Consider the following 15368-nt stretch of genomic DNA (forward strand, 5'->3'; position numbering starts at 1 on the left):
ACCGCCCCGATCTCACCCGCTCGATCGCCGGAATTCGGACGGAGAGGCACCTGTGGAGCGTTTGAAGGCTCTGGTGAAGCTCGGCGGGTGCTCATAGTTCAGTGCGAGAGCGATCTCCGTTATAGAAAGCGCGCTGTCTGCCAGCAGGCGTTTCGCTTCGACGGTTTTGACATCTTCGACAATCGAACTGACCGTATCGCCGTCTGCGGCGAGACGGCGCTTTAACGTACGGGCGGAAATTCCGAAGACCTTTGACACGTCAGAGAGGTCGGTATCCATCGATAGTGACAATCGGCCATGAACCACCAGCCGAACCTGGTCCGTCTGGGACAAATCGGCCCGGTATGGCAGGACATCGTCCTGCTCCCCGACCATGCCCTCGTTCGATCTGCGCAAACGCGGCGTCGCATGCACATCTTTCAGATCCAACACCAGAGCATTTGCGGGCGCGCCGCGCACAATCCGGATTCCAGCACTTTCCATGGATTCCGGGATTTTTCGCCGATGCCCGACCAAGACACGGACCGGACGCCACTGCCGACCGAAACGCAACCGCAGAGCGGCGGTCAGAATGCCTGCGGCGGCTTCCTGGAAAGGCTCTTCCAATTCAAGATTCCACGACGGAAACCCAAACGACAATTGTGCGTAGCCGGAATTCACCCGCAATATCATCTCGCCGCCGCAGACGCCGCCGAGCAACGCATTCAGTGGCGCGATCAAGGCGGCCAAGTCAGGCGCCTCGGTGAACAGGCGCAAAAGTTCCGCCGACGCCTCGATGGGGCACGCCAGGCCGAGGCGGAACGCTGCACCGGGTTCGGGCGACGACTTTGCGAGTGTCGCGATGATGGCGACGGCCTGGCTTCGGAGTATTCGAACGTCCGGAACGTCGAAATGGGCCAAATCCGTGCCGCAGGCGGCGAGAACGTCCTCTGAAGAGATGCCATCGCTCTCGCAAACATCCAAGAGACCTCTCAACAAGAGGGCGGACACCGTTCGGTCGCTCAAAGCCACCCCCTGGCTAATGTAATAAACCTTGGCCCAGAATGCTAAGCAAACCCTTATCGCATTTGTCAACCTAAGCGAGACGGCAGGTAATCCGCTCGGACAAACGGTGCGGCCACCTGGTGGTACGGGAAACCTTTGTTCGAGAGGAGAAACCTCATGAAGTCAATCAGTCTTGCACTCGCGGCCAGCACCGCCCTTGTCTCAGCGATGAGCATCAGCGCCAACGCACAAGATACAGGAACGCCTGATCCGGGACGCGTGGTCGAACAGCCGGAACCCTATTCGCCATATGTGGATCAACACTTCCCGCAGCGGGTGCTATGGGGCGACGCCCACCACCATACGTCGTTGTCGGTGGACAGCGGCCTGATCGGGAACAGCAACACCCCGGATACGAGCTTCCGGTTGGCCCGCGGCGAGGAGGTCACGTCCAACTCCGGCCTGCGGGTAAAACTGGTCCGGCCGCTGGACTTTCTGGTGGTAACGGACCACGCGGAATACCTCGGCATTGCCAAGCTGCTCAACGAGGCAGACCCCGCTTTGCTGGCAACCGACGTCGGTCAGGAGTGGTACGCACAAATGAACGGGAGCCCGCAGGAAGCATGGCAAGCCGTTGTTTCCATGCAGAATGACTTCACGTCCGGCGTACCGCGGTTCGATGACCCCAAGGTCAGCCGTTCCGTCTGGGACGAAGTCGTTGACATTGCCTCCAAGTACAACCAGCCCGGCACCTTCACCGCACTCAACGGGTACGAATGGTCAACGGTCAGCAATGGAAGAGAAGGCTCTGGCCCTCCAGGTGCCAACCTGCACCGGGTCGTGATCTTTCGCGACGGACCCGATCGGGTCAAGCAGATCCTTCCCTTCAGCGCCTTCGATAGCGGGGATCCCGAGAAGCTTTGGGAATTCATGGCCGCATACGAGGAGGATACCGGCGGCCAGGTCCTTGCGATCCCTCACAACGGCAACCTCAGCAACGGCCAGATGTACGCGGAGGTCATCAAGGGCAGCGATATGACCGCTGACTACGCCGAGCGGCGCGCGCGCTGGGAACCCCTGATGGAGGTGACCCAGGAGAAGGGCGACGGCGAAGCGCACCCTTTCCTGTCGCCCAACGACGAGTTCGCGGACTACGGGACCTGGGACTTTGGCGATTCCTTTGGGAACCCCAAGGAAGACTGGATGCTGCAATACGAATACGCCCGGTCGACACTGAAGAATGGGCTCCGGCTGGAGGACAAGCTGGGGGTCAATCCCTTCAAAGCCGGGATGATCGGCAGCACCGATAACCACGTCAGCATGACCACTACACGCGAGGAGAACTACTTTGGCAAGCTTCCGAGTGAGGACCCCTCGCCAGACAGGTATAAAGGTGTGTTCCTGAAAGACTCCAAAACCGGCGACGTGCTTGTCTACGACTGGCAACTGGTCGCGTCGGGGCTGGTCGCAGTCTGGGCGAGAGAGAACACGCGCGAAGAGATTTTCGACGCCATGGCCCGCAAGGAAGTTTATGCCAGCACCGGTACCCGCCTGACGGTGCGGCTATTCGGCGGCTGGGATTTCCAGCCCGATGAAGTCCAGCGACCCGATTTTGCCGCGCAGGGCTACGCACGCGGCGTGCCGATGGGCGGTAACTTGACAAGCGCCCCTGAAGGCAAGGCGCCCACGTTCATGATCCGCGCCTTGCGCGATCCCGATGGTGCTAATCTCGACCGCATCCAGATCATCAAGGGCTGGCTCAATGCCGATGGCAGCACCGAAGAACGGATCTACGACGTCGCCTGTTCCGACGATCGATCCATTGAGAATCGCCGTTGCGATGGAGCCGTCGGCAGCACCGTCGACGTCGCCGATGCGAGCTACACCAACTCGATCGGGGAAGCCATGTTGATGGCTCACTGGGAGGACCCGGATTTCGACCCAAGCCAGAGAGCTTTCTACTACGTGCGTGTTATCGAGATCCCAACACCGCGCTGGACGGCCTATGACGCGAAGCGGTTTGGGGTCACGATGCCCAGCGAGGTGCCGATGACGACCCAGGACCGCGCCTATACCTCGCCGATCTGGTACACGCCTTGATCCGGCTTGGATAGGAGACTGGACATGAGCAGCCCACAGGACGCCCATCTTCGGAAATCCTCCCTGGCCATGCGAGTTGTCGGCTGGGGCCTGGTGCCCGTCCTGCTTCTGGGGTTCGTCGGATACTCCCCGGGATTTGCCTGGGGGGTGCTTCCCGAAGTGCTCCAGATCGGTCCGGCGCATCCGGAATCGCCCTATGACGGAATGCACCCCTACGTGTTCATGCTGGTCGCCCTCTATGTGGGATGGGCTATTCTTCTGGTCCGCGGGGCCGATGATCCCGAAAGGAACGTCGCCCTGTTTGATTGGGGTATTCTCGCCAATTTGCTGCACTGCATCGTGATGATTCCGCAGGCCTTCATATACCCGAACGAACATGCCCATCTCTGGTCAGACGTCCCGCTGACCATCATCCTCGCCGGTATCATGTGGATTTGGCACCCGATGAGGGGCCGGTAAGCGCCATGTTTCTTCGTCACCACTCACGGGAGGGAGACACGAAGGGGCTGAAACGCATGGTTCGAGGCGTTTTCCGGGCGTCGAGCGCGTCCAACCGCCCGAGTGTAGGTGCTTGCCATGAATAAGGAACCTGACATGAAAATACTTGCGATAGCGACAATTACGGCTGCTGTCGCTGCAAGCACTGCCATGGCCCAAGACGGCGCGGACCTGGCCCAGCAATTGGCCAACCCGATCGCGGCGATCATCTCGGTGCCGTTCCAGCTAAACTACGACGCCAATCTGGGCCTGGCCGACACCGGCCACCGCACCACGCTCAACTTTCAGCCGGTCATTCCGTTCTCGCTCGACAACGGTGCGAACATCGTCACGCGCACCATCATACCTTACGTCTGGCAGGAGGATGTTGTTCCCGGAACTTCGCAAAGTGGCTTGGGCGATATCCTTTTGACGGCTTGGTATTCGGACACGACAGCGGGTGGGCTGACCTGGGGGGGTCGGCCCGGTCGTTCGGGTGCCGACCTACACTGATGTCTCGACGGACACCTGGGCCGTGGGTCCTACCGCGATTGCCTTGAAGGTCAACGGTCCCTGGACCGTCGGCGCCCTTACCAACCACCTTTGGGATATCGAGGATAATCCGACCACGCCGACTAGCACCACGTTCCTCCAACCGTTTGTTTCCTATTCGACGGCCAATGCGTGGACGTTTTCTCTGAGCTCCGAGAGCTCTTACGACTGGAACGCCGAGCAGTGGTCCGTGCCGGTCAATTTTGGCATCTCAAAGCTCGCCCCGGTCGGGAAGGTCCCGGTGAATTGGCAGGCGGGCGTTGGCTACTGGGCCGAGTCGCCCGCAGGCGGACCGGAAGGCTGGCGCTTCCGCCTGCAGGCGCAGGTCGTCATTCCGAGGCGGTAAGGGAGCATGGAACACCGATCCCAGAATGCGCCGGTTGGCGCGCTTGTCTCCGACCCTCGGGTTGATCTTGGATCTGGTGTTGGGAATGCGCGGCGAAAGACGGCGTCAATGAACTACCAAACCCTATCCGCGGCAATCATCGCTGCAATGCTGTCATTCAATGGCGTGCCAGGTGTGGCGGCCGAGCTGCAGGGCTTGCCAGTCGCGCTGATCTGTACGGGTCCGAAGGGCAATAGCAAGGTCGGCTATCTAGTGGAATTTCAACCCGACGGAAGCGCCACCTACCAGAGTTCACGCAACTTGGTCGCGAGAGTGGACGCTAACGGCATGATCGAACGCACCGAGCTTCGGGTGGAGGGCGACTGTGCCGGAAAGACCGTCGATGAACTCCGCGCCTCTGGGCAGACAATAGAGGCCCTTATCCTTGCGGGTACGGGACGCATTCTCTTCGACGTACTAAGGCTGCGCTGATCTACCGGAAGACGGGCAATCTTCGGGCCGTCCAACTCCTGCTTGGACACACCAAGGTTGATAGCACGGTCAGATACCTTGGGGTCGAGCTCGACGACGCGTTGAGCATTGCCGAGAAGATTGACATCTGACGGTTTTGGCGGACGGCAGCAGCCGTCCGTCATCTCAAAACGGGTTCCGAACGTTGAGGCGCCAACGGCCGCTCATTGGGATACCAGACCATGCAATATTTGGATTCGATGACCGAATTGCGGACAGACCGGTCATGCGCTCCCTGAGCTCTAACGGCGCCGAATGGCCCAGTGTCGACCTTGGCGACCGCAGCTTGTGCTGCAGTGTCGCTTCCGCATTGTGGCCATTCGTTAACAGCGCGGCAAATTGAATTCTCGGGATGGGGGTATTGTACACTTGATCTAAACCGTCGAGCGGGGAGCACAGGGGTGAGGACTTGCATCGTGCTTCTCGTCGGCCGGCTGTTTCTTTCGGTGGAACAGATGCGATGCAAATGCCGCAGACGGAAGCGGACGAACCTGAAAAAGAAGGGCGTTCTTTGGCGTGGCGGGCCTGGGTCCGGGCACTTCAAGTGCCGGATTTATCGGGCTTCTCGACCCCGGCACCTTCTGTCACGGGATCTTCAGTCTCATCCGCAGACAATGTTTCGCCGCCTTCGGCGAGTTCCTCATCGGTGGCAAAATAGTCCGGAGACCCTGGTGGCGGATATTTCAACTTGCCGGACAGACCTTCAAGCGCCGTGCTGGAAAAGCGTGGAAATGGCAGTTCCCGCCGCCTGCGCCAGCTCGCGACTTCCTGATGCGCTTTTTCCGTGCGTTCGGCATTCAGGCCGGGATCGCGGCTCAAATAGAGTGTCTGCGACGGGAAGGCAAAGCCAGTTCCGGACCCGTCCACGATGTCGCCGATCCGCAGGAGAACATCCTCGCGGATCGCGTAGAAATCGTTCCACTCCCGTGTTTTGGCATAGATGCGCAGGTCGACATTCAAGGATGAGTCCCCATAGCCGATAAATCGGACACGGATCGTTTCCGGCTCAATCCGAGGGTGGGAGTGTAGCATTTCGCGGATCTTGGCGAGAACATACCGCAATTGCTCTGCGTCCGTCTCAAAGCGCAGACCCAGCGTTTCCCGGATTAGCATCGTATCGCATTTGGCCCAGTTGACGATCTGCATGTCGGCAAACTGAGCATTTGGAATTGAAATCTGTGTGCGATCTATCGCGCGCAGTTGGGTCGAACGCACGCCAATGCTTTCAACGGTTCCGCTCTGACCTCCGAACGTGCAGTAGTCGCCGACCCGGACCGGTTTGTCGATGAACAGAATGAAACCGCCAATCAGGTTCTCCAGCGTCGGCCTGACGGCAAGAGCCACGGCAACGCCACCGATCCCAAGGCCTGCGACCATGCTGAAGACAGGCAAGCCCAGTTCATGTCCTCCAAGCCCCAGGATCAGGACGCCGCCAATAACGCCAATAATCTGCCCCACCAGCCTGACGAAGCTGTGGTCGAGGCTTTGGTTCGCGAGTCTGGGATCAACCATGATGGTTTCGAAAAAAGCTCTGGATACTCCCCAGAAAGCCCATGTCGCCGCAACGTAGAACACCAAGATCAAGAAGGATTCAGTCAGATCGAAGAACCGCCCGTATGTGTTGACCTGAAAGGAAAACACGTGCTGAAGCCAGAGAGCGCTGATCATGATGGCGATTGGGCTCAGGATCCTGAGACGGACAATGTAAACCGGGTCGTTTGTCAGCCGATTGACCAAAAGTCGGTGCCAGAAGCGCAAGACAAAGCCTGTCGCAATCGTCAACAAGGTGACGACAAGAGTCTTCCAGACCGGAGTGTCAAGAAGCGAACGTTTTGTGAAGTCTGGCAGTTTCGCGATCACGGCGAGCGGGATCCATGGTCCGGCAATCTGCCGCCCCGTGGTGTCCCAGGAGTCAATGGGAAGGGATGACCGAAGTGGAAGCGACCTCAAGCCAGCAAGGAACCTGGGGGCGCTCCGGACTGTGTCCGCGGAAAACAGGTACTCGCCAGCGCGGTCGCTTTCCACGATTTCAATGATGCGAAGTGGTGTGCCGGGCAGACGAAAGCCGGTGGTGGGCTGATCATCAAGGTCGTCAGTCCCGGGAAGGACCGCAGCGTCGATGGTTTTGACCCTCCCGAGGATGTCAAGAAGATACAAGGCCGTTTCCGTCCCGACCTCGCGACGCGACGACCCTGGCAATCGAGACAGATCGATCAAGGCTCTGATCTGTCCCATCACAAAAGTGATCTGAGCCGCGTTCGCCCTGTTCTGTTGCTTCCAGTATGTCGCCAGGGCGGTTTCCAGGTCGTCGCGCAACCGGTACAATGATTGCAAAGTGCTGCGTGGGCTCTCCGTCCGGATTGGGGCGATTCCCACAGCTTCGGTCGCGTGGATCGCCAACCCTGGCTCACTGGTCTCGATTTCACGGTTCGCCGTTTGCGCCAAAACCTGAGATGCGCAGAACAACGAAACCAAAGCCACGAGCAGGGACCTGAAGATAGCCATGTTTTCTCCGTCGGATCAGAAACGCATTTGTCGGGCCCAAGTCGTCCGCGTTGAAGTTTGATTTGCACATACCCGCAGACGGCGCCGGACCTTCGCCACCATGAATAAAGATGCACAGCGTCCGTTTTGGTCATTTGGCGCCAACATGCCGGATTGCATTGACCATGGCAGTTCAGGCCGCGCGTGCGACAGGAAACGAACCGAAATCCCGTTCTGCGCCTGATTGCCTTTTTGCGGTGGTTAGTCGCGGGTTCGTCGGTTCGCGGAGCCGCAGCTCAGGTCCCCTGACAGATTTTCCCGCCACTTCCGAGGCGACTGCCCGGTCCACTTCCGAAAGGCACGACCGAAATTGCTGGTGTCGGTGTACCCGACGCGCTCCGCGATTTCGGAAATGCTCATGTCTTCGCGCAACAGCAACTGGAACGCCATCTGTCGCCTGTATCGTTCAACGATCCGCGAAAATGTTGTGTCGTTTTCCATCAGAGACCGCTGCAGCGATCTGGGGCTGACGCGCAGTGTTCGGGCGACATCGTTCAGATTGGGACAGCCGGTGAGCGCCGCGCATCGTATGGCGCGCTCAATCGCCTGTATATTTTCTTGAGAGTTCTTGCGCTGGATCAAAGTGGTGCCTTTGGGAAACTGTCACTGATGCCGCCAGACTCGCACGATGACACATGGTTTTTTGGTCCGTCTGCGCCATCCGGGGTGCTGTTCCGGGTTGGCGCGAAATGACCAAAGCCGGTCAAAAAGAGTGATAAATGTGGACCCATTCCATAATCGCGATATCATCGGCTTTGGGGCAAAGGGGGGACGATGGAAAACATCTCGGTATGCAGAGCGGCCTATCTGATCCCGTTCATCGAGGTTTTGCGCGACATCGGCGCACCGGTCGAACGGGAACTCGAGATGGGAAAACTGCCCGTTCAGGTGGAGGAGACTCCACAGGATTTCATCGGCAATATCCTCGCCATGGAGTTCCTTGACCGAAATGCGCGTCGCGAGGGTATCGATGATCTTGGCTGGCTGTGGGCGCAACATTTTTCGGCGTCGACCTTCAGTGACGAACTGACCGAGGCACTGCATCCAATGCCCACCGTCAACGCGCGACTCGATGGTCTGGCCAAGCTGATCAGACTGGAAGATACCGACACGCGGGTTGGCGTGATCAAATCCAATGGCACGACCGAGATTTTCTGCGACGGCGCCCCGCCCGAAGGGTTGGGCGGCGTCTCCATCTCGGAATGGACCCAGGTCATGGTGCTGATCGAGACAGTGCGCAGTATCACTGGCAGAACATGGGTCCCGGACGAGATTCGGTTCAAATCAGATTTCGACGTTTGCGATGCCGCGCAACAGGCCAATCCCAGAACGCGCTTCATCAAGAAATCGAACCACACCTCGATCGTCGTGCCCACGTCGGTTCTGGCGATGAGCAAACCGGTTTATGCCCTGTCATCATCGCCCGAGACCGCGCTCATCCTGCCCTGCGCGCTCGATACCGTGGGCAATCTCAAACGCCTGTTGCGTCCCTATCTGCGCCAGACGGCGCCCAAGATTGATGTCCTTGCCGAAATTGCCGGCACCAGCCAACGAACGCTGCAACGCAAACTCAAGCAATCCGGCGTCAGCTATTCACAGTTGGTCGAAACTACCCGTTTCGAAATGGCGACCGAGATGTTGAGGGATCCCGAGATTCAGCTGATCGACGTGGCAATGACGCTTGGCTATGAAAACCAGTCCAATTTCGGGCGCAGTTTTCGGCGTATCGCGGGGATAAGCCCCGGCAAGTACCGCCGCGAGATGCTCTGTCAGGATCTTGCCGCCTGATCTGGCGCGATCGGACCAAACCAACTCTCCTGAGCGCGTCAAACTGATGGGTGCCGAGAAAAGGAACTCACGCGCTATGTATGACAAACAAAAAGATCGCGACCACAAGGGATGCTTGTATCGACTGGCCGCAATCCTCCTTTCGACCACCTGCCTGGCAAATCCCGCGCAGGCGACTGACGATCAGACGCAAGACGACTGGACCTTCACGATTGCACCTTACTTATGGGGGTCAAGCCTGGCTGGAACAGTCGCAACCATACCCGGGTTACCTCCGGTCGAAGCGGATGCCAGCTTTAGCGATATCTTGGATAACCTTGAAGCTGCTGGGATGATTGTCGGAAACGCACGGAAGGGTCGTTGGGGCATCACGGGCGACTTGCAATACATCAAGCTTGAGAACGCAACGGACGCATTGGCACCTGCCTTTGGGACGGCAACCGTCAAAGCAACAAACAAGGTCTACAGTCTCTCTGCAGAATACTTGTTGACCAACGACGAAAACAGTGAGGTCTGGGGCAGTGCCGGCTTGAGATACTGGAGCGTTGATACCTCCTTGAACCTTGCTGCTGGAGTCGTTCCTGCTGTGTCCGCGTCTGGCAAAGACAGCTGGTTTGATCCGGTGATTGGCCTGCGCGGACGCGTGGATATGTCAGATACCGTCTACCTGACCGGCTGGGCCTATACAGGCGGGTTTGTAGCCGGGTCCGAGAGCATGTTCGATCTATTCGGGGCAGTCGGGTATCAGTTCACGCCTGTGACTTCCGCTGTGATTGGGTATCGCTGGATGTCAGTCGATCGCCAGAACGGCAGCTTTGTTTACGATGTGGAGATGAAGGGCCTGATGGCAGGCCTGAGTTTCACCTTCTGAACGACCACAGCCGTCCGCCAGTCAGCAGATCATTCGCCGGTCACCGCACTCAATCTCAGCGTCAAACTTGCCCGGCGCAAGGTGGAACAGAATTCTGTCTGTCAGAACCACACCAGTCTGGATGGCGCGATCTGACCAAACCGACTCTCCGCCGTAAACCATAAAGATAACGCGACGAATCAAAGCTTGCATGCATTTACAGGCAACCTAACAACCTGAATTGATGAAATGGACATGAGATGACACGCGCTGGCTTTCTTACTCTTACGGCTGCCGTAGCCTTCGCAGCCCCCGCTTTCGCACAAGACGCAGGACTCTCAACCTCGCTCTTCGACAATCCGGACGGCGCACAGACCAAAGCTGACTTCATCTCAGCCCCCGCCACGATGGAAACGCGCTTTGGTGCGCTGCAATTCGATGGCGGCGGGTTCCCGACGCCCGAGACCGCTCAACGTGTCTATGACGAAATGGACCTGCAGCGGGCGACGCAGGCCTTCATGGATTTCTTTCCGCACATGTCGCTTTACGCCATCCTGCGCTCACAGGCGCGGGATCTTGGCTTCAAGACTGCCTCGGATATCGGCGTGATGGCGGATTACATGAACACCAACCAGCCTTACCTGACCGGCAACAATTCGACCATCTACGCCGTCGCCTCGATCGACCTGAAGGAAGACGGGCCAACGGTGGTCGAAATCCCACCCGGCATGTACGGCACGGCCAACGACGCGGCCTTCAAGTATCTGACGGATTTCGGTGCGACCGGTCCCGACAAGGGCAAAGGCGGCAAATACCTGTTCCTTCCGCCCGGCTATGACGGCGATGTGCCCGACGGGTATTTCGTGCTGCGCTCAAACAGCTACCGTATCTGGGCGATGATGCGCGCCTTCGTTGATGTCGGTACCGGTGATCAGGCCGTCGACTGGTTCAGCCAGCGCCTGAAGGTCTATCCGCTCGACACCCCCGACCGGACCGGCAAATACATCAATGTCAGTGCGGTTGGCATGAACCCGCTGCCGCCGGAAAACGGGTCGTTCTTCGCGATGCTCGACCAGATCATCCAGCACGAGCCGACATCGCTCTTCGATGCGGAACTGCTGGGCCGACTTGCCACGCTCGGGATTGAGAAAGGCAAACCGTTCGCGCCCGACGCACGGATGCAGGGCATCTTCGACAGGGCCGCACAGCAGGGCACGGCGATGGCGCGCACAATCGTTTATGCCTCGCGCGATCCGGACATCCACTACTGGCCGGACCGCAAATGGGAGAAGATGTTCGTCCGCAATACCGAGTTCGTCTGGCCCAACGGCGCGGCGGATATCGATGCCCGCACGCTCTGGCACTACCCGGCCATCGTCGTCTCGCCCAACCTGCTCAGCACGACGCCGGGTGTCGGCACGTCCTACCTGACCGCGTTTCGCGACGCCAATGACAGCGTGCTGATGGGCGACGCGTCCTACAAGCTGACCGTGCCTGCGGCCCCGCCCGTCAAACGCTTCTGGGCCGTGACCGCCTATGACCCGGCAACCCGTGGTCTGCTCGGCTCCGAAGGCGAGATTACGGTGGGCAGCGATACCGACCCGGTTGTGAATGCAGACGGTTCCGTCGATCTCTATTTTGGCCAATCGGCACCGGAAGGGTTCGAGCGGAACCTGATCACCACGGACCCCGGCAAAGGGTTCTTTGTGGTCTTCCGCTTCTATGGCCCGACCGAGGGTTATATCGAGAAAACCTGGGTTCTGAACGATTTTGAAAAGCTCGACGGCTGACATCGCCGCCAATCCCATGACCCAAAATTCTCGGGCCGGTGCACATGCCCCGGCCCGTTTCCGTTTTTGGCGCATCATGACCAAAACCCGCCTCTCCGATCATTAGACTACGACTCGCAAAGGCCCAATTGCCAATCGTTTCCATTCAAATTGTCCTGGAGAACACTCATGATACCTACCGACCTCAGAACCACGATATTGGGCGCCGGCATGCTGGCGCTGACATGCACGGTCGGGTCAGCAGAAACACCGACCTACGGCATGACCACGGATATTCCACCCCAGATCACCACGCCGGACAGCGTGGAGACATCGATCGGAACGCTGAACTTCTTTGACGGCGTCCCGGACAATGCCACGGTTTCGACGGTCTACGACTATGTCGATCGCGCGCGGGCCGTCGAGGTCTTCATCAACATGATCCCCGCGGTCTCGATGTACCATCTGCGTCAGGGCATGCGGGATATCGGCCTCACCGGCTCCAACCAGATTGTGATCGCCGAGGAACTGGGGGATTCAAAACCACTGGTTCTGACCTGGAACAACACCTCACTTTATACTTGGGGCTTCCTCGATCTGGCAACGGACGGGCCAACGGTGGTCGAGGTACCACCAGGCGTTCTGGGCGTGTTCAACGACATGTACTTCCGCTACATCGCCGACATCGGCGCCGCCGGCGCTGACAAGGGCCAGGGCGGCAAGTATCTGGTGTTGCCCCCGAACTACGAGGGTGACGTACCCAAAGGCTATTTCGTCGTCAGGTCAAAGACCTATGGCGTGTGGAACTTCATGCGCGGCTATGTGGAGAAAGGCGTCGAGGAAGCGACCGACCGGATCAAGGCCAACCTGAAGGTCTACCCGCTGGCCAAGCGGGACAATCCACCCCCGATGGCGTTCACCAATATGTCGGGACTGGCAGAATACAAGACAATCCCCCCAAACGACTACAGCTTCTATGAAGACCTGAACAGACTGATACAGGAAGAACCGGTCGGCTGGCTTGATCCGGTGACGACTGGCTTGGTCGCCTCAATTGGCATCGTCAAGGGCCAGCCATTCGAGCCCGACGCCAGGATGAAAAATATCCTGACCGATGCGGTGGCCATCGCCAACGCCTATGCGCGCGCCAACACTGTGTACCCGCGCGACCCCGGTCATCGCGTTTTCAAAGGGGCGGACAGTGAGTGGGTGATGGCTTTCGCGGACAAGGACACCTACTTCCTGAAGGACGGTGCACGCCGTTTCGACTCCCGCTTGTGGATGCATTACAACGCGGTCGTCGTGACCCCTGCCATGGCTCTTACGAAACCCGGTGCAGGCTCGGACTACCTGATCGCCGGCCTCGACTCGAAACACCAGGATCTGGATGGCGCGAAGACTTACAGTCTGCATGTGCCACCAGAGGTCCCGGTCAAGAATAATTGGTCGGTGACGATCTACGATACCCAGACCCGGTCCATGCTGCAGACTGATCAAAAGTTTGCTGGCGTCAACAGCCTTGGCGAGGGGCTGCAACAAAATGCAGACGGCTCCTATGACGTGATCTTTGCGCCTGAGCTACCCGAAGGCGTGGACGAGCGAAACTGGATACAGACGATCCCCGGCAAGAGCTGGTTCATCATCTTCCGCGCCTACGGCCCGCTTGAGCCTTGGCTCAACAAGAGCTGGCGCCCAGGCGAAATCGAACTGGTCGAGTAACCGAAAGAACCGGGGCCGCGGCACATGTTTCGGCCCCGCGCCACTTGGCGCGAAATGACCAAATTCGCGCCCTGCACAATGCTACCTTCATGTCAGACACAAGGGGGCCGCACGCGCCTCATCAACTGCAAGGGAAACCCACATAAATGCGTTTCCACTCTTCGGCACAACGACCGCAGGATTTCTTGTCACGGCGCTGGCAATCCCGGTGCAGGCCCAGCAATCGCAGGGTTTCTTCGACATGGCCAAGTCGGAGCCGATCTATTCATCGGATGGGTCTTGTCAGAATGACTTTATTTGAGCGGAGCAGGTTGGTTTCGCAGCGTTGCATTTCAGTAACTCATGCTCTCCGGATTAGGATTTCACTATGATCTCAATACGTCTCTTGGCGCTCGTTTTAATTCTGACGGTTACCGCTTGTGCCCGTGCGCCAGAGCTCATCGGGATCGACAATCCCGAAATACCCACCAGATCAGTTGTTGAAGCCACAAAACACAAGGTGTTCATCGTCACAACACGCGAAGACACAGAGGTCATTGGGGCTCTCTTTTCCGAACTCAGAGCGGATGAATTGGGCATGGCTTCGGTCGAAGTGTCAGTACCCCCAACCCATGTAGCAGGTCAGTTGAAGCGTCCAAAATCTTTGCCACCTGATCCTCGAACCGAGTTTGCCGTAATTGAGCCTTCCACATACGCTTCACAAAACGCGTTTCTATCTTCTCTAAACACGGAGCTCAGATCCCGCTCTGCATCACAACGTGAACTACTGCTGTTCGTTCATGGGTACAACATGACGACAAGCGATGCCATTCTGCAGGTGGGCCAATTCGTTGAGGATAGTGGATTTAATGGTGTGCCAGTTCTGTTCACATGGGCTTCGGCAGGTCGCCTCTCCCGATACGTCTATGACCTCAATAGCGCCCTTGTAGCGCGACCACTTTTGATTGACGCTGCCGAGATTTTAAGCCGAAGCATTGCTACGAAATATCACGTTTTCGCCCATTCAATGGGTGGATTTTTGACTATGGAAGCAATTGTTGACGTTGCACAGAAGGGTCAGTTCAATCGAACGGGTCGGCTCCAAAATGTGGTGCTTGCGTCGCCGGATATTGATATTGATTTGTTCCGGTCGCAAATGGGCGAGATCAACACAACTTTTGATCGCTTCTTTGTTCTACTGTCCAAAGATGACTCTGCATTGCTTGCTTCGCGCCGGATCGCAGGCGGCGTCCCTCGAGTAGGGGCTTCTGACGCAGAAGAGCTCAGCAAGCTTGGAGTGACGGCGATCGATCTCTCGCAGGTCGAGGACTCGAGAACGGGAAGTCACTCGAAGTTCTCCGGATCTCCTCAAGTGGTCCAGCTCATTGGGCGTGGGCTGAACAATGCTCCGGGTTATGGATCGCGACAGCAAACTGTTTTGGAGCAAGTCATTGGAGACCTGCCTGTGCGCGTTGTAACCGCGAACAACTAGCGGCTTAAAAGTCTGCTTAGGGCGGCGGCCCCAATAGATCGACGTAACACTTCACTTTGAAAGCAAAGAAGGAGTGTTGGAATGCGGTATCGTCGTCGGATTTATTTTGCGGTTCAGTTGCCGGGATCGACGAGACGACGGGGCTGAAGTCAAACGCATCGAGTGATCGAAAGGACGGGCTGGAACAGGCGTTCCGGCCCGTTCTCATTTGGCGCGAGATGACCAAACCCGGCCCCGAACCGGGCGTATCGTACGGGT

General features: G+C 58.0%; 14 protein-coding genes and 1 pseudogene. 11 read left to right on the top strand and 4 right to left on the bottom strand.

From position 1 onward, the window contains the following. Window positions 1-12 precede the first annotated feature (12 nt). Complete coding sequence (locus tag AC2FIT_RS14210; RefSeq protein ID WP_496830487.1) at window positions 13-1005, bottom strand: helix-turn-helix domain-containing protein; 993 nt, start codon at window positions 1003-1005, stop codon at window positions 13-15. A gap of 156 nt (window positions 1006-1161) precedes the next feature. Between AC2FIT_RS14210 and AC2FIT_RS14215 the strand changes: the two genes are divergently transcribed. The 6 genes and pseudogenes from AC2FIT_RS14215 to AC2FIT_RS14240 form a co-directional block, all read left to right on the top strand. Beyond that, window positions 1162-3084, top strand: a complete 1923-nt coding sequence (locus tag AC2FIT_RS14215; RefSeq protein WP_496830489.1) for a DUF3604 domain-containing protein — start codon at window positions 1162-1164, stop codon at window positions 3082-3084. A gap of 24 nt (window positions 3085-3108) precedes the next feature. Next, window positions 3109-3543 (top strand): DUF6632 domain-containing protein, encoded by a 435-nt coding sequence (locus AC2FIT_RS14220; RefSeq protein ID WP_496830491.1) that lies wholly within the window; start codon window positions 3109-3111, stop codon window positions 3541-3543. A 117-nt stretch (window positions 3544-3660) separates the two neighbouring features. Continuing rightward, complete coding sequence (locus AC2FIT_RS14225; RefSeq protein WP_496830493.1) at window positions 3661-4074, top strand: hypothetical protein; 414 nt, start codon at window positions 3661-3663, stop codon at window positions 4072-4074. A gap of 43 nt (window positions 4075-4117) precedes the next feature. After that, window positions 4118-4459: a hypothetical protein gene (locus AC2FIT_RS14230; protein WP_496830495.1), complete on the top strand. Its 342-nt coding sequence runs from the start codon at window positions 4118-4120 to the stop codon at window positions 4457-4459. A 6-nt stretch (window positions 4460-4465) separates the two neighbouring features. Further along, window positions 4466-4930, top strand: coding sequence for a hypothetical protein (locus tag AC2FIT_RS14235; RefSeq protein WP_496830497.1), 465 nt, complete (start codon window positions 4466-4468; stop codon window positions 4928-4930). Next, window positions 4879-5061 (top strand): annotated as a pseudogene (locus AC2FIT_RS14240) (tyrosine-type recombinase/integrase); the annotation flags it as partial. The gene AC2FIT_RS14235 and the pseudogene AC2FIT_RS14240, both read left to right, overlap by 52 nt. A 448-nt stretch (window positions 5062-5509) precedes the next feature. Here the strand turns inward: AC2FIT_RS14240 and AC2FIT_RS14245 are convergent. Further along, window positions 5510-7474 (bottom strand): mechanosensitive ion channel family protein, encoded by a 1965-nt coding sequence (locus AC2FIT_RS14245; RefSeq protein WP_496830499.1) that lies wholly within the window; start codon window positions 7472-7474, stop codon window positions 5510-5512. A 240-nt stretch (window positions 7475-7714) separates the two neighbouring features. After that, window positions 7715-8095 carry a helix-turn-helix transcriptional regulator gene (locus AC2FIT_RS14250; RefSeq protein ID WP_496830501.1) on the bottom strand — a complete coding sequence of 127 codons (381 nt, stop codon included), beginning with the start codon at window positions 8093-8095 and terminating at the stop codon, window positions 7715-7717. 192 nt (window positions 8096-8287) lie between these two features. Here AC2FIT_RS14250 and AC2FIT_RS14255 point away from each other — a divergent pair, with 192 nt between their 5' ends. Then, on the top strand, window positions 8288-9301 hold the full coding sequence (locus AC2FIT_RS14255) for a helix-turn-helix transcriptional regulator (RefSeq protein WP_496830503.1): 1014 nt from the start codon (window positions 8288-8290) through the stop codon (window positions 9299-9301). Window positions 9302-9377: 76 nt separating this feature from the next. Then, window positions 9378-10172, top strand: coding sequence for a hypothetical protein (locus AC2FIT_RS14260; protein WP_496830505.1), 795 nt, complete (start codon window positions 9378-9380; stop codon window positions 10170-10172). Between the two features lie 21 nt (window positions 10173-10193). On the opposite strand, the gene AC2FIT_RS14265 is transcribed toward AC2FIT_RS14260, so the two are convergent. Continuing rightward, window positions 10194-10364 carry a hypothetical protein gene (locus tag AC2FIT_RS14265; RefSeq protein ID WP_496830507.1) on the bottom strand — a complete coding sequence of 57 codons (171 nt, stop codon included), beginning with the start codon at window positions 10362-10364 and terminating at the stop codon, window positions 10194-10196. Between the two features lie 47 nt (window positions 10365-10411). Here AC2FIT_RS14265 and AC2FIT_RS14270 point away from each other — a divergent pair, with 47 nt between their 5' ends. From AC2FIT_RS14270 to AC2FIT_RS14280, 3 genes are all read left to right on the top strand, one after another. After that, on the top strand, window positions 10412-11941 hold the full coding sequence (locus tag AC2FIT_RS14270; RefSeq protein ID WP_496830509.1) for a DUF1254 domain-containing protein: 1530 nt from the start codon (window positions 10412-10414) through the stop codon (window positions 11939-11941). Between the two features lie 168 nt (window positions 11942-12109). After that, on the top strand, window positions 12110-13639 hold the full coding sequence (locus tag AC2FIT_RS14275; protein ID WP_496830511.1) for a DUF1254 domain-containing protein: 1530 nt from the start codon (window positions 12110-12112) through the stop codon (window positions 13637-13639). Window positions 13640-14006: 367 nt separating this feature from the next. After that, complete coding sequence (locus tag AC2FIT_RS14280) at window positions 14007-15110, top strand: alpha/beta hydrolase (protein WP_496830513.1); 1104 nt, start codon at window positions 14007-14009, stop codon at window positions 15108-15110. Window positions 15111-15368: the final 258 nt, after the last annotated feature.

Source organism: Ruegeria sp. YTSA135, from assembly GCF_059610165.1.

Excerpts from the sequence above, each read along its gene's own strand:
- AC2FIT_RS14215 (WP_496830489.1), top strand. The coding sequence starts at position 1,162 with ATGAAGTCAATCAGTCTTGCACTCGCGGCCAGCACCGCCCTTGTCTCA.
- AC2FIT_RS14220 (WP_496830491.1), top strand. The coding sequence starts at position 3,109 with ATGAGCAGCCCACAGGACGCCCATCTTCGGAAATCCTCCCTGGCCATG.
- AC2FIT_RS14225 (WP_496830493.1), top strand. The coding sequence starts at position 3,661 with ATGAATAAGGAACCTGACATGAAAATACTTGCGATAGCGACAATTACG.
- AC2FIT_RS14235 (WP_496830497.1), top strand. The coding sequence starts at position 4,466 with ATGGAACACCGATCCCAGAATGCGCCGGTTGGCGCGCTTGTCTCCGAC.
- AC2FIT_RS14245 (WP_496830499.1), bottom strand. The coding sequence starts at position 7,474 with ATGGCTATCTTCAGGTCCCTGCTCGTGGCTTTGGTTTCGTTGTTCTGC.
- AC2FIT_RS14255 (WP_496830503.1), top strand. The coding sequence starts at position 8,288 with ATGGAAAACATCTCGGTATGCAGAGCGGCCTATCTGATCCCGTTCATC.
- AC2FIT_RS14260 (WP_496830505.1), top strand. The coding sequence starts at position 9,378 with ATGTATGACAAACAAAAAGATCGCGACCACAAGGGATGCTTGTATCGA.
- AC2FIT_RS14265 (WP_496830507.1), bottom strand. The coding sequence starts at position 10,364 with ATGCAAGCTTTGATTCGTCGCGTTATCTTTATGGTTTACGGCGGAGAG.
- AC2FIT_RS14270 (WP_496830509.1), top strand. The coding sequence starts at position 10,412 with ATGACACGCGCTGGCTTTCTTACTCTTACGGCTGCCGTAGCCTTCGCA.
- AC2FIT_RS14275 (WP_496830511.1), top strand. The coding sequence starts at position 12,110 with ATGATACCTACCGACCTCAGAACCACGATATTGGGCGCCGGCATGCTG.
- AC2FIT_RS14280 (WP_496830513.1), top strand. The coding sequence starts at position 14,007 with ATGATCTCAATACGTCTCTTGGCGCTCGTTTTAATTCTGACGGTTACC.